Genomic DNA, 13567 nt, shown 5'->3' with positions numbered 1-13567 from the left:
TTCTGTGTTTATTCGAAAGATAGTTTTTCGCTCGTGTTCAAATCTGAACAACTCACTCTACCTTTCTTTAGTTTAATGATTTTATCAAGCAACATAGAAAGGCTAGCTCGGATTCAATTACAAACCCAGACACTCCGCCTTTCAACATTTTTACAATTCAGCAAGTGTTTCTTTAAGTAATCGTTTGAAATCACCCTTGACACGTTCTGTTACTTCAACCACTTCCTCATGATTAAGCTCTTCTTGGAAACCAGCAGCAAAGTTTGTAATGCATGAAATCCCAAGGACTTTCAAACCAGAATGTGCTGCTATAATCACTTCAGGAACAGTAGACATGCCGACTGCATCCGCTCCAAGTGTCTTATAAGCTCGGATTTCTGCTGGCGTTTCATAAGTCGGTCCAGTTACACCGATATAGACACCCTCATCCAGCTTGATACCAAGCTTATCAGCAACTTTATGAGCGACGGCACGGTATTCTGGAGTGTAAGATTTAGACATATCAGGGAAACGTGGACCAAATTCATCCAAGTTTTCACCGATTAAAGGATTTTGACCAGTCATATTGATGTGGTCAGTGATCGCCATAAGAGTACCAGGTCAATAACCAATACCGCCAGCAGCATTGGTAACAATAACACCAGTCGCACCAAGAGCCTTCATCACACGCACTGGGAAAGTAACGATTTCTAAAGGATTTCCTTCATAGAAATGGAAACGGCCTTGCAGTGCCAAGACTTTCCGTCCTGCCAAGTCTCCATAGACTAATTTACCAGCGTGACCAACAACAGTTGAACGGCCCCAGTTTGGAATATCCGCATAGTCAAGACTAACAGCATTTTCAATTTCTTCAGCCAATTCTCCCAAACCAGATCCCAAAATCAGACCAAATTCAGGTTCTGTCATACCTTTTTCTTTCAAGAAGGCTGCTGTTGCTTTGATTTTTTCTGATAAGCTTGTCATAAAACATTTTCCTCACTCTCTTATAATGCTTATACCAATTTGTCCAAGAAGCTTTCACCAATCATCGCCTTGTCCACTCCGAAGTTTTCAGCAACGGTAGCTGAGATATCCGCAAAGTGTCCAACAGGAATATGACCATGACCGCTCAGCGATTTTCCGAAGACCAAAAGCGGAATGTACTCACGAGTGTGGTCTGTTCCGGCATAGGTTGGGTCATTACCATGGTCAGCAGTAATCATGAGCAAATCATCTTCACGCATATTTTCAATGATTTCTGGGATACGAGCATCAAACTCTTCTAGGCAGTCACGGTAGCCATGTGGATCACGGCGGTGACCATAAAGAGCATCAAAGTCTACTAGGTTAGTAAATGAGAAACCTTCTTTGAAGTTTTCGTCTTTCAGGGCTTTGACCAAAGTATCTACACCATGATTGTTAGACTTATTGTGTCCCATATCATGGTTAATTCCAGCGCCGTTGAAGATGTCATTAATCTTACCAACAGAATAAGTATCAATTCCAGCTTCATTGAGCTTATCAAGTACAGTTGGCTCAAACGGAGAAACGGCATAGTCGTGACGGTTGGCTGTACGAGTGAAGTTGCCTGGCTCACCTACATAAGGACGAGCGATAATACGTCCCAGAAGCGCAGGGCGTTCCAAGGTAATAGAGCGGGCGTACTCACAGATACGATAGAGCTCTTCCAAAGGAATCACATCTTCGTGTGCTGCAATTTGCAATACTGGGTCAGCAGAGGTGTAGATAATCAGCTCGCCTGTTTCCATCTGACGAGGACCAAAGTCATCAATAACTGCTGTACCAGAGTATGGCTTGTTAGCCTCACGAATGACCTTGCGACCAGAAAACTCTTCAATCTGAGTCAGGATTTCTTCTGGGAAGCCATTCCAGAAAGTATCAAAAGGCTCAGTAATATTTAGACCCATGATTTCCCAGTGTCCTGTCATCGTGTCTTTTCCAAGAGATACTTCTTCCAGCTTGGTATAGTAGCCGCTAGGATTTTCTTCTTGAGGAACTGTCTTCAAAGGAACAGGACGCTCGATATTTCCCAGACCGATTTTAGCCATATTTGGCACATTCAGTCCTACCGTTTTGGAAATATGTCCCAGAGTATCTGAAGCACCATCTGGTACTCCTGCATTGACAAAGTTATTAGCATCTGGTGCAGCACCGATACCAACTGAGTCCATGACTACCAAGTGAATACGATTAAATTTTGGCATAAAATACCTCTTTCTATTTATTGGCCTCTAAAACTTGAAGACCCGATTTTCCAGCAACAATGACCTTGTCTACCATTTGATTAAACAGTCCATGCTCCACTACGCCCACAACATGATCAAGTTCTTGCGCAAACTCAACTGGATTTTCAATCACACCTAAATCTAAGTCGATAATGAAATTCTGCATGTCCGTAACAAATCGCTGACCATCCTTCTGACGAAAGGCAGGCTTATAGCCTGCACGCTCAAAGCGACGAAAGAGCTGCTCAGCACCGTACTGAACAACTTCTACTGGCAGCTTGAAGGCACCTAGCTTCTCTACCATCTTGCTCTCATCGACCACCCAGATATAGTGCTTAGTAGGAACCGCCACGACTTTCTCCATGAGAAGTGCGCCGCCACCGCCCTTGATACCGTTAAAAGCTGAATCAACCTCATCAGTACCATCAACAGTGACATCCACCTGATCCACATCGTCGATAGACTTGAGCGGAATGCCTAGCCCTTCAGCCTGTTTGCTAGTGACACTGGAAGTCGTAACAGCTGTAATCTGCAATCCTTCTTCCTTGATACGCCGACCAATCTCCTCGACAAAATAGTAGGCAGTCGAACCCGTCCCGAGACCTACAATCATCCCGTTTTGGACAAATTCAGCAGCCTTGATACCTGCTAGTTTTTTTAGATTTTCCATAGCACCTCCTCAAATCACACTACTTTTATTATATCATGATTCTTCCTGTTATGAAAGTGTTTTCTTTACCATACCTAAATTCCATTCCTTCCGCTTGATAATCGAAAGCCTTGCTCCTCCTTGATTTTTGCGTTACAATTAGGGTAATTGATTTTAAAACACAAGGAAAAATACAGTATGATTACCAGAGAATTTGATACAATCGCTGCGATTTCTACGCCTCTTGGCGAAGGGGCTATCGGTATCGTCAGACTGAGTGGGACAGACAGTTTTGCTATTGCCCAAAAAATCTTCAAAGGGAAGAATCTAAGCAAAGTAGAAAGCCACACGCTCAACTACGGCCATATCGTTGACCCTCAAAATCAGGAAATTCTAGACGAGGTCATGCTTGGTGCCATGCGCTCTCCCAAGACCTTCACGCGCGAGGATATCATCGAGATAAATACCCATGGTGGAATTGCGGTCACTAATGAAATTTTGCAGTTGGCAATTCGCGAGGGAGCTAGAATGGCTGAGCCTGGTGAGTTTACCAAGCGGGCCTTTCTCAATGGGCGCGTAGATTTGACTCAGGCTGAGGCTGTCATGGACATCATCCGCGCCAAGACCGATAAAGCAATGAACAACGCTGTCAAGCAGCTGGATGGCTCCCTCTCCAACCTTATCAACAATACTCGTCAGGAAATTCTCAACACACTGGCTCAGGTCGAGGTCAATATTGACTATCCCGAGTACGACGACGTGGAAGAGATGACGACCCAGCTTATGCGAGAAAAAACAGCTGAGTTCGAGGCTCTGCTGAGCAATCTTCTCGATACTGCACGACGAGGTAAGATTTTACGCGAAGGCATTTCCACTGCTATCATCGGCCGACCCAATGTTGGCAAGTCCAGCCTGCTCAACAATCTCCTTCGCGAGGACAAGGCCATTGTGACTGATATCGAGGGAACGACTCGTGATGTGATTGAGGAGTATGTCAATATCAAAGGCGTGCCACTCAAACTCATCGATACTGCAGGTATTCGGGAAACCGACGACCTTGTTGAGCAAATTGGAGTTGAGCGCTCTAAAAAAGCCCTGCAGGAAGCCGACTTGGTCCTCTTAGTTCTCAATGCCAGCGAGCCTCTGACGGACCAGGACAGACAATTGCTCGAAATCAGCCAGGACAGCAATCGCATCGTCCTGCTTAACAAGACCGACCTTGAAGAAAAGATTGAGCTGGACCAGCTACCAACTGATGTCATCAAGATTTCTGTCCTTCACAATCAAAATATCGATAAAATTGAAGAACGCATCAATCAGCTCTTCTTTGAAAATGCTGGTATCGTCGAGCAAGATGCCACCTACTTATCCAACGCCCGTCACATTTCCTTGATTGAAAAAGCTCTGGAAAGTCTGCAAGCCGTCAACCAAGGCTTGGAAATGGGTATGCCAGTAGATCTACTCCAAGTAGATATGACCCGCACCTGGGAAATCCTCGGCGAAATCACTGGTGACGCTGCACCAGACGAACTCATCACACAACTCTTCAGCCAATTTTGCTTGGGGAAATAGAAAACGAGAGGACTGAATAAAACAGTCCTTTTTATGATAAATAAAAACGAAACAACACAGCTCTAAAACGAAACATAGTCCCAGAGGATTTCAGAATGTGTTTTGGAACCATTCGAAACAACACAGCTCTAAAACTAACCAGACAAGACAGCTTCGTCTGTCAGTGTTTTGGAACTATTCGAAACAACACAGCAAGTTAAAATAAGGCAGTGGTTCTTAAGCCCAGTCCGTATTCAACTTGAAAAAGTGGGCACCGATTCGGTGCTTTTTTATTTTCTATACTAACCGTATTGTACTCCTATTTCCTAAAAAACAATTTATTTTATAGATTTTTTATTTAAACATAGAAAAAAACTACGTTTGACAACGTAGTTTTTCATATCCATGTCCCCTGCCGGAATCGAACCAGCAACTACTCCTTAGGAGGGAGTTGTTATATCCATTGAACTAAGGGGACTTAGAGAAAAACTCTGCCCAACGACAGAGTCTTTCTAAAATTAACGGCGAATTTCTTTGATACGCGCTGCCTTACCTTGCAATGCACGAAGGTAGTACAATTTAGCACGACGGACTTTACCGTAACGAACGACTTCAATCTTGTCAACACGTGGAGTGTGGATTGGGAAAGTACGTTCAACACCGATACCATTAGAGATCTTACGAACGGTGTAAGTTTCTGAGATACCAGCACCTTTACGAGCGATAACCACACCTTCAAAGATCTGGATACGTTCGCGAGTTCCTTCGACAACTTTTGCGTGAACTCGGACAGTGTCACCAGGACGGAATGCAGGGATGTCAGTACGAAGTTGACCTTCAGTCAAGCTTTGGATTAATGGATTCATTTTTTCTACTCCTATCTTACTAATCTTAAGGTTCATGACCGCAGCGGATTAGCCGTTTTTTGTGCTTCCATTAGGCACAAACTATATTATATCAAAATTTCTAAAAATGTAAAGATGTTTAAATGAAAATTCCCAAAAGAATCGCTAAAAAACCGAGGATATAGGTCAAAGCCAAATAGAGAAGGAATTTCTTTCGCTCCGAAAAGAGCTCTGCCAGCTCAGCATTCAAGGTCGAAAAGGTCGTCAAACCGCCACAGAAGCCTGTTGCCAAAATCACATAAAGCTGCTTGTCTTCTATATGATTATAAAAGTAACCGATTAGAAAAGCACCTAGCAAGTTTGCCAATAAAGTCCCAACTGGCAGAGAGTATATACTATTGACCTTGGAGAAAACATAACGCACGAGAGCACCAGCGCCGCAGCAGATTAAAACCGCCCACATCATGACTTCACCTGCTTTCCAGCCCATAGGGCGATTGCAAGGCCACCACCTACACTTAAGACTAGATAGATAAGAAGCTCCATATAGCTCCCTGAATCTGTTAGTTTGATACTGTCTAGCAGAAGACCAGAAAAAGTCGTCAAACCTCCGCAAAAACCAGTCGAAAGCGCTAAAAGCAGACGCTGGGACTTAACTTTACTGCTAAGATAGCCCTTGATGATATAGACCAGCAAAAAAGTTCCCAAATAATTGACCAGTAAGGTACCTAGCGGAAATGAATCATCAAAAACTGATATGAGCGCTACTTGGTAACGTAGCCAACCGCCTGCCATAGCAGATAAAGCCACAGCTATCGAATTCTGTACTTCTTTCATTAGATATTTTTATTCTGAAATTCACGCGAACGTTTTAAAATGTCAGAAAAGGTCGCGACAACAGTTTCCTTATAGTCTTTGTTTTCAACCTTATCCGCCACTCTGGCAAAAATCACATCTTCTCTCTTGCTATCCAAGACAGCTGCGCCTGTTAATTTTTTTAAAGCTACGACTTGGCCAACCAGATTCATTCGTTGCTCCAGCAGGGCAACGATTGCATCATCAACTTGATCAATTTCCTGTCTGATTTCTTCTAACGTCATCTACTTCCTCCTTGTATTCTATCTATCATAACAAAAAATAGTAAAATTTTCTAGTTCAATTCTAAATAAAAAGGTCTCAAGGACCTTAGATTAAGGGGGACTTGCAAAGGCGAGCCCCTATCTACAGATTAAAAAGGATCCCCGAACCTTATTAAAGGGAACTCGCTTAACCGAGTGCTTATCCGCAACCTAAAACAGTCCCCCGGACCTTAGATTAAAGGGAACTCGCAGGGCCGAGTCCCTATCTACAGATTAAAAAGGATCCCCGAACCTTTTTAAAGAGCACTCGCTTAACCGAGTGCTTATCCGCAACCTAAAACAGTCCTCCTGATCTTGGATTAAGGAGAACTCGCAAAAGCGAGTTTTTTATCCGCATATTAAAAAGGTCCACTGGACCTTTTTTAACCAACTGAGCCTTCCATACTCATGTTGATGAGTTTGTTGAGTTCGACGGCGTATTCCATTGGAAGTTCCTTAGTAATGGGTTCCATAAATCCGTTGATAATCATAGCTGTGGCTTCTTCTTCGCTTATTCCTCGGCTCATTAGGTAGTAGAGCTGATCCTCAGACACTTTTGAAACCTTGGCTTCATGCTCTAGCGCGACATTTGAATTATGGATTTCATTAAAAGGAATGGTGTCGGAACTGGACTCACCATCCATCAGAATGGTATCGCACTCGATATGAGATTTGGAGCCAGCGCTATTCTTGCCAAAGCGAACCTGACCACGATAGTCTGTCTTGCCACCATCCTTGGCCACTGATTTAGAAATTAAGGTACTGGAAGTCTTGGGCGCATTATGAAAAACCTTGCAGCCCGCATCTAAGTGCTGACCATAGTTGGCAAAGGACATAGAGAGGACAGAAGTCCGTGCATTTCGGCCATTAAGAATGCTACAGGGATATTTCATATTGACCTTGCTGCCTAAGTTACCATCAATCCACTCCAAGGTTCCGCCTTCTTCAACAATCCCCCGCTCCGTTACGAGGTTATAGACATTGTCCGACCAGTTTTGAATGGTCGTATAGCGGAAAAAGGCATCCTTTTTGACAATGATTTCGACATTTGCAGCATGAAGACTATTGCTTGTGTAAGTTGGTGCTGTACAACCCTCGATATACTGGATGGAGCCGCCCTCCTCAATAATCATCAAGGAGCGCTCAAACTGGCCGGCATTCTCCCCATTAATACGAAAATAGGTCTGAACAGGAACTTGGCACTGGACGTTCTTAGGCACATAGATAAAGGTTCCGCCGGACCAAACTGCACTATTAAGAGCAGAGAATTTATGCTCAGCATTTGAAATCACAGTACCAAAATACTGCTTGACCAAGTCCGGATATTCCTGAACAGCCGTATCCGTGTCAGTGAAGATAATCCCCAGCTTGGCAAACTCTTCCTTCATATTGTGGTAAACCACTTCAGATTCATACTGGGCCACCGCTCCAGATAGAAAGCGCTTCTCGGCTTCTGGAATTCCCAAGCGGTCAAAGGTTTTCTTAATCTCTTCTGGAACTTCGTCCCAACTGCGAGCCCGATCACCGCTTAGCTTTTGATAATAGATAACATCATCAAAGCGAATCCCTGTCAAATCAGGGCCAAAGTCGGGCATGGGTAACTTATGAAAGAGTTCCAAGGAGCGCAGACGATAGTCCAGCATCCACTGGGGCTCATTCTTGATTTCTGAGATTTCTCGAACGACTTCTTCTGTCAGGCCTTTACCAGTCGAAAAGAGCGGCTTGACATCATCATGAAAGCCAAAGGCATAGTCGCGTTCTTTCATAGGGACTCCTCCTTTATCTGATGGATAGCGCTTACTTACATTATACTCCTAATCATGAGAATTGTCAGAAAATAACACTTTCGCAAAATAAAAACGGCCGCAGCCGTCTCCTCTATTTATCACTTTAAACTTTATTAACCAAGCCTTCTGCAAAAGCTTCCAAGCGCGCAATATCATCATCTTCTGCAGATAGGTCTACTTTAACGCTTTCTGCCCCCTTCACCGCTCCTGTAGCAGCAAAGGCAGCATCAAAGTCATCAACAGCCTTGCAGAATTCATCATAGAAAGTATCGCCCGAACCGACCACTCCGTAGACCTTGCCAGACAAATCCAAACCAGACAAGTCTTCGTAGAAGTCCATCATCTCATCAGGCAGCTCACCATCACCATAGGTATAGGTCGCTACAATCGCAATATCTGCTTCCAAGAAATCTTCTGCATCGACAGTGGTGCACTCGTCCACTTCAACTTCTACATCCAGGTCTCTTAGCTTATCCGCCACAATATCAGCAATTTCCTCGGTGTTTCCAGTCATGCTGGCAAATACAATTTTCGCTAAGGTCATAGTTTCCTCCAAATTCTAATCTGCTCTCATTATATCATATCTTTTTTATTTTAAAAATAAAAACTCTTATGCTACAATGGGTAAAGAAAGTTGACGAGGTTATTTATGACTCTTTATCATGATATTTTAAGTAAGATCAAAGAATACGATACTATTATTATCCATCGCCATATGCGGCCAGATCCTGATGCTCTTGGCAGTCAGGTCGGACTGCAAAAGCTACTTCAATACCATTTCCCAGAAAAAACAATCAAAGCGACAGGCTACGATGAGCCCAATCTCATGTGGTTGGCGCAAATGGACCAAGTTACAGACGAAGAATACCAAGAGTCCTTAGTTATCGTCTGTGACACTGCTAATACAGCCCGCATTGACGACCAACGCTACACGACAGGTGATTTCCTCATCAAAATCGATCATCATCCTGATGATGAGGTTTACGGAGATATTTCTCTAGTTGATACAAGTTCCAGCAGTGCCAGTGAGATGATTTCTCTCTTTGCCTTTGAAAATAACTTAGTTTTGAGCAAAGAAGTTGCAGAACTCCTCTATGCTGGTATCATCGGTGACACCGGCCGCTTCCTTTATCCTTCTACTAGCGCTCGCACATTCGAAGTAGCTGCCAAATTACGCAAGTACGATTTCGACTTATCAACCTTGTCTCGCAAAATGGACTCTATCAGCCGCCAAGTAGCTAAACTGCAGGGCTATGTCTACGAGCAGTTGGTAATAGATGAAAATGGTACTGCGCGGGTCATTCTGCCTCAGGAAGTTTTACAAGCCTATCATCTGACCGATGCTGACACAGCAGCCATCGTCGGGGCGCCTGGCCGTATCGAAGGAGTCGGTCTGTGGGCTATCTTTGTTGAGCAGCCTGAAGGTCACTACCGTGTCCGCATGCGCAGCAAGGTTATTCCTATCAACGGTATTGCCAAAAATCATCACGGCGGTGGACACCCCTTAGCCAGCGGAGCCAATGCATTTTCTAAAGAAGAAATAGAGCAAATCTACACCGAGATGAAAGAATTGGCAAAAAAGTAAGAAATTAGTCTAAAAGTCTTGTCAAATCAATCAGAATTTGATAAACTATCAAAGTAACTAATCTATGGCTCGCAAAGAGACCATGGCAGAAAGGAAATTTTTGTAAAATGAGAAAAGATATTCATCCAGAATACCGCCCAGTTGTCTTCATGGACACTTCTACCGGCTACCAGTTCCTTAGTGGTTCAACTAAGCGTTCAAACGAAACAGTTGAATTCGAAGGGGAAACTTACCCATTGATCCGTGTAGAAATTTCATCAGACTCACACCCATTCTACACTGGACGCCAAAAGTTCACTCAAGCAGATGGACGTGTGGATCGTTTCAACAAAAAATACGGTCTCAAATAATCATAAGCACCAATCGGTGCTTTTTTTGTATTTGAACACTTAACAACAAAGTACTAGAATCATCCATATGAAAATGCATAAATTTTTGTACAAAATTTATAAAGCATATTTATTTATGTTATCATCCTAATGACTATGAGAATTTGATAATTTACGAATTAATTGAGCATTTCTCAATCGCCCCCCTACTCTAACTGAAAGAATAAGTTATTTGAATTTTCATCACAGCAGCTAAAGATTATAATAACTCACTATGTAAAAAGATCAGCAAAATTGACCTTTTTAATTACTTTATAATATTATTGATGAAGTATTGCTAAAAAGTCCGTGAAATTGTCTGAAATAAAATAAATATTGCTAAACTATTCCATAGCATCTGAAAGAAAACTTTCAAGTAAATCATCCAAAGAATTAAATTTCTCTACTACCTCCGCAGATGGCATATCTAATTCTAAATATTCATAGTTACTAGGATTATATACAAACCAACTAATATTGTTCTCTCCGATAAAAACAAACCGTTTATTTTCTTCAACTTCATGCCAAATTTTATTATACTCAAAGAAATCATAAACCTCAGCAGAACAACTATCATCTGTTTTTAAACCATAAAGTACACTCCCATTAAAATCAAGACCATTTACTTTTGTTAAAAATCGTGAATATTCTTGTTCCATAAATATTTTAACTTCGTTTATTTCATTTTTGCTAAGAGATTTAATTTTATCTAAATCAATTGGAGAATTTAACTTTTCCCCATAACCAGATTCAATTCTTTCTATTTTTTCTAAAAGTTCAAGCCACATTTATTTACCTCACTAATTATATATGTTTTTTCCAATGATTGGCCACAAAACTTCCTTACTTTCCCCGATTTTCATTGTTCTAACAATACTGTTTTGATAATTGGTAATAACTTTATGGTAAGGGTCATTCTTTATCAAGACCAAATTGCTAAAGTCGTTGGTTCCACTATCATCGAGTGGCAATTCATGGTGCACTTGATAACCTTTCGGCACAAATCCATCTTTCAACTTCTGAATATCCGTTTCACTAAGCCCATGAGATTTCAAATTACTCTGTAAAATTGTAGCTCGATTCATTTCAATCTTCTAATTATTTGTACCGTACAGTCGTTACAAATTCTGTGTTAATTGTTCGTGAAACATTGCTGTCAAACTGATAATTATATATCAAAATCAACGTATTATTGGGTGCAATATTGGCCTTTATGCCTTTTTGCTTTAATTTTTTTACAATAATGTTGTCATAGGATGCGCCCTTTAGCATATCAAACAAATTTGTAAAGCTGGTTTCAAAAACTTCTTTTTCAATTAGATAATCATCAATATCATCAATATCAATGTTATATTGATTGTAAAACATTGAAGGAATCACCTCTCCTTCATCATCATATTTCAAAGTTATAAACTCATCTAATTCTAACTTAGTATCAAAGTTGCCAATCCAAATTGACACTGTATTTTCTGTTTCCATGATTATCCTTTCTATTTTCCAAGAAACCGTAGTCCCTCTGGCAATGAGGCTATTCCACCATCTAGTCCATAATTTGCCCAATTATTTAACCTTCTGACAAAAGTTTCATAATCCAAAGAACTATCAATTATCCCCAGCAACTCATTATGAGCAAGCGTTGAACCTAGACCACCATGAACTCCGGTCGGATTCACAAATTTTACATCTGATATTGCCGTTCTAAGATCACGTATCTGTTCAGCATGAATCCCCATCTCTTAAATTGAGGTGCACGAGAAACAAGATGCCATTCATGCATTCCGCCAGGCGCTCTTAACTGTCTTTCAATTTTGCGTCTTAAATGCTTATTATCCCAAATTTGCTCTAATTGTTCAGGTGTTAATCTGTTGAAAAATTCTTCAAAATTACCAGATTTAACAGTTGGAATATCCTTAGGAGATAGGTCATCAATTACTATTGGCTCTTCCAGAGCTTTAGCTACATCATCTCCATGCTCAGCTGCCTCGCTTGCTCATTCGCTGAACTCTTGACGGGCTTTCTTGCCAACTTGTTCTGCCGTTTCCTTCAGGCCTCGAGCGACATCATCAGATGCATTGTAGACACGGGCACCACTTTTTGTAAAGTTGTCACTAAAGTTTGCTGGCTCTACAATCCCAGTATACCATAAATCATATGTACAAGCTTTTATCAAACTACAAGAAAACCACCTCGAGGGTGGTTTTTTCTATCAATCGTCCATTACTCCGCCTGTAAGCTGGTACATGAGGTAAATGTGCTCCAAGGTTTTTACCTTATCCATATGTTCCACATCTTTTACGCCACCCAAGGCTAGTAAAGTAACAAAACCGAAAGTTAAGACTTTGTTGTATTATACCAGTTCTAATTTTCCTAGTTCTTTCAAAGCATCAACTTTTGAAGGCGATGAGTCACTTTGCACAAAATTTTTCACTTCCTCAACATGATTATAAAAATCTATATTAATTTCTTTTAAGTTTTCAATAAATAGTTCTATTAAATTTGAATCAATATTTTCCAAAGGGGGAGGCAGTTGCTTCTGATTATCAAACAAGTAAGCTTCTTTAGCCGTCGAGCCAACTGCATAGCTAATATTATCCCATGATGGAACGTTAGTTTCATCCTCATCTAATTGCATATAGATAAAAAGTCCATTAAAATCTGTCCCATCATCCAATAAAGTATAGAGTTCTTTTCCTGTTTTATCTTTGTTTTCCAAAAAACTCCAGCAATCATCCAAGACGGCTCGAATTTGAGGCTTGTATTGCGTTTTCATCTGACTAAGAATAGCCTCTGAATAAATTAGCATAAAATAAGTATCAATCATCTTATCTCCTTATTATAAAATTTGTCCATTTTTTATTATGAAGTTTAACTTGCTACCAATTTCTGCAGATAGGGAGCTTGCAAAAAACTGAATTGAAAAATTGATTCAACTCAGTTTTTTAACTTAGAACAAAAACAAGATTGGTGCTGTGAAAATTACTTTCTCTTACTTTATATCTTCTTTTCCTTAACTTCCTCAAACCATTTTTCAAACTCTAGTCGTGGAAGCAATTCTTCATCCTTGTCATAACGCCCTTCATAGCTATAGCGACTATCAAGACTATTTTTCTGAGCATCATAAATCAACCACATTTCAGTTGGGTGTTCGCGGTTATATTCTTGGCACAGCTTAACCATTCTTTCTATATCTTGTGCCCCAATTCTTAATAGACTAAACTGAATTTCATCTGAACTATCTATTTCATTATGAAGGTAACCCGCAATCTCATCTCTATCCAGGTAATGATTATTAGTTTTAAAAAATACATCAAATCTATAAAAACCATCAGCAACACAATAAATAAAAATTTTATCTGCTTGATTTTGGACATATTCCATTGCTAATGAAATCATGCTAGCCTGAACTTCCATAAATCTATCTTCAAATTGTGTCATATTA

General features: G+C 40.9%; 17 protein-coding genes, 1 tRNA gene and 2 pseudogenes. 3 read left to right on the top strand and 17 right to left on the bottom strand.

The features are described from left to right. Positions 1-150: 150 nt before the first annotated feature. The 3 genes and pseudogenes from ELZ47_RS05425 to rpiA all read right to left on the bottom strand — a co-directional run bounded on the left by ELZ47_RS05425 (position 151) and on the right by rpiA (position 2895). Positions 151-963, bottom strand: a pseudogene (locus ELZ47_RS05425) (purine-nucleoside phosphorylase). A 29-nt stretch (positions 964-992) separates the two neighbouring features. Then, entirely contained in the window at positions 993-2204 is a 1212-nt protein-coding gene (locus ELZ47_RS05420) for a phosphopentomutase (RefSeq protein WP_125332569.1), read from the bottom strand. Between the two features lie 13 nt (positions 2205-2217). Beyond that, entirely contained in the window at positions 2218-2895 is a 678-nt protein-coding gene (rpiA, locus tag ELZ47_RS05415; protein WP_125332571.1) for a ribose-5-phosphate isomerase RpiA, read from the bottom strand. A 177-nt stretch (positions 2896-3072) separates the two neighbouring features. Between rpiA and mnmE the strand changes: the two genes are divergently transcribed. Next, a complete protein-coding gene (gene mnmE, locus ELZ47_RS05410) occupies positions 3073-4446 on the top strand; it encodes a tRNA uridine-5-carboxymethylaminomethyl(34) synthesis GTPase MnmE (protein ID WP_125332573.1) in 1374 nt (457 codons plus the stop codon). Positions 4447-4831: 385 nt separating this feature from the next. On the opposite strand, the gene ELZ47_RS05405 is transcribed toward mnmE, so the two are convergent. The 7 genes from ELZ47_RS05405 to ELZ47_RS05375 all read right to left on the bottom strand — a co-directional run bounded on the left by ELZ47_RS05405 (position 4832) and on the right by ELZ47_RS05375 (position 8719). Next, a tRNA-Arg gene (locus ELZ47_RS05405) sits at positions 4832-4903 on the bottom strand. Between the two features lie 40 nt (positions 4904-4943). After that, positions 4944-5291 (bottom strand): 50S ribosomal protein L19, encoded by a 348-nt coding sequence (gene rplS, locus ELZ47_RS05400; RefSeq protein WP_009660455.1) that lies wholly within the window; start codon positions 5289-5291, stop codon positions 4944-4946. Positions 5292-5409: 118 nt separating this feature from the next. Beyond that, positions 5410-5736 carry a fluoride efflux transporter CrcB gene (gene crcB, locus ELZ47_RS05395; protein WP_164549563.1) on the bottom strand — a complete coding sequence of 109 codons (327 nt, stop codon included), beginning with the start codon at positions 5734-5736 and terminating at the stop codon, positions 5410-5412. Then, a complete protein-coding gene (gene crcB, locus ELZ47_RS05390; protein ID WP_125332576.1) occupies positions 5733-6107 on the bottom strand; it encodes a fluoride efflux transporter CrcB in 375 nt (124 codons plus the stop codon). The genes crcB (ELZ47_RS05395) and crcB (ELZ47_RS05390) overlap by 4 nt, the downstream gene beginning before the upstream one ends. Beyond that, complete coding sequence (locus ELZ47_RS05385; RefSeq protein WP_126435517.1) at positions 6107-6370, bottom strand: chorismate mutase; 264 nt, start codon at positions 6368-6370, stop codon at positions 6107-6109. The genes crcB (ELZ47_RS05390) and ELZ47_RS05385 overlap by 1 nt, the downstream gene beginning before the upstream one ends. A 401-nt stretch (positions 6371-6771) precedes the next feature. After that, the gene (sufB, locus tag ELZ47_RS05380) at positions 6772-8154 is read right to left on the bottom strand and encodes a Fe-S cluster assembly protein SufB (RefSeq protein ID WP_126435516.1); all 1383 of its coding nucleotides are present in this window, start codon (positions 8152-8154) and stop codon (positions 6772-6774) included. 124 nt (positions 8155-8278) lie between these two features. Further along, positions 8279-8719, bottom strand: a complete 441-nt coding sequence (locus ELZ47_RS05375) for a flavodoxin (protein ID WP_002915076.1) — start codon at positions 8717-8719, stop codon at positions 8279-8281. Positions 8720-8824: 105 nt separating this feature from the next. On the opposite strand from ELZ47_RS05375, the gene ELZ47_RS05370 reads away from it, so the two are divergent. After that, positions 8825-9760: a DHH family phosphoesterase gene (locus tag ELZ47_RS05370; protein WP_126435515.1), complete on the top strand. Its 936-nt coding sequence runs from the start codon at positions 8825-8827 to the stop codon at positions 9758-9760. Between the two features lie 107 nt (positions 9761-9867). Next, entirely contained in the window at positions 9868-10110 is a 243-nt protein-coding gene (locus ELZ47_RS05365) for a type B 50S ribosomal protein L31 (RefSeq protein ID WP_002895374.1), read from the top strand. Between the two features lie 362 nt (positions 10111-10472). Here ELZ47_RS05365 and ELZ47_RS05360 read toward each other — a convergent pair whose 3' ends face one another. The 7 genes and pseudogenes from ELZ47_RS05360 to ELZ47_RS05325 all read right to left on the bottom strand — a co-directional run bounded on the left by ELZ47_RS05360 (position 10473) and on the right by ELZ47_RS05325 (position 13563). Further along, a complete protein-coding gene (locus ELZ47_RS05360; protein WP_126435514.1) occupies positions 10473-10916 on the bottom strand; it encodes a YrhA family protein in 444 nt (147 codons plus the stop codon). 12 nt (positions 10917-10928) lie between these two features. Further along, entirely contained in the window at positions 10929-11213 is a 285-nt protein-coding gene (locus ELZ47_RS05355; protein ID WP_126435512.1) for an HNH endonuclease signature motif containing protein, read from the bottom strand. A gap of 13 nt (positions 11214-11226) precedes the next feature. After that, positions 11227-11688, bottom strand: coding sequence for an immunity 22 family protein (locus ELZ47_RS05350; RefSeq protein WP_232011375.1), 462 nt, complete (start codon positions 11686-11688; stop codon positions 11227-11229). Positions 11689-12118: 430 nt separating this feature from the next. Next, complete coding sequence (locus tag ELZ47_RS05340; protein WP_126435510.1) at positions 12119-12298, bottom strand: hypothetical protein; 180 nt, start codon at positions 12296-12298, stop codon at positions 12119-12121. A 36-nt stretch (positions 12299-12334) separates the two neighbouring features. Continuing rightward, positions 12335-12457, bottom strand: a pseudogene (locus ELZ47_RS11965) (T6SS immunity protein Tdi1 domain-containing protein); the annotation flags it as partial. An 18-nt stretch (positions 12458-12475) separates the two neighbouring features. Next, entirely contained in the window at positions 12476-12949 is a 474-nt protein-coding gene (locus ELZ47_RS05330) for an Imm6 family immunity protein (RefSeq protein ID WP_126435508.1), read from the bottom strand. Between the two features lie 170 nt (positions 12950-13119). After that, positions 13120-13563, bottom strand: coding sequence for a hypothetical protein (locus ELZ47_RS05325; RefSeq protein WP_126435506.1), 444 nt, complete (start codon positions 13561-13563; stop codon positions 13120-13122). Positions 13564-13567: the final 4 nt, after the last annotated feature.

Origin of the sequence: Streptococcus sanguinis, from assembly GCF_900635155.1 — a bacterium.
GTDB classification, from domain to species: Bacteria; Bacillota; Bacilli; order Lactobacillales; family Streptococcaceae; genus Streptococcus; species Streptococcus sanguinis_G.
The sequence above is the reverse complement of the archived record's forward strand: the minus strand, read 5'-3'. Positions and strand labels throughout refer to the sequence as shown.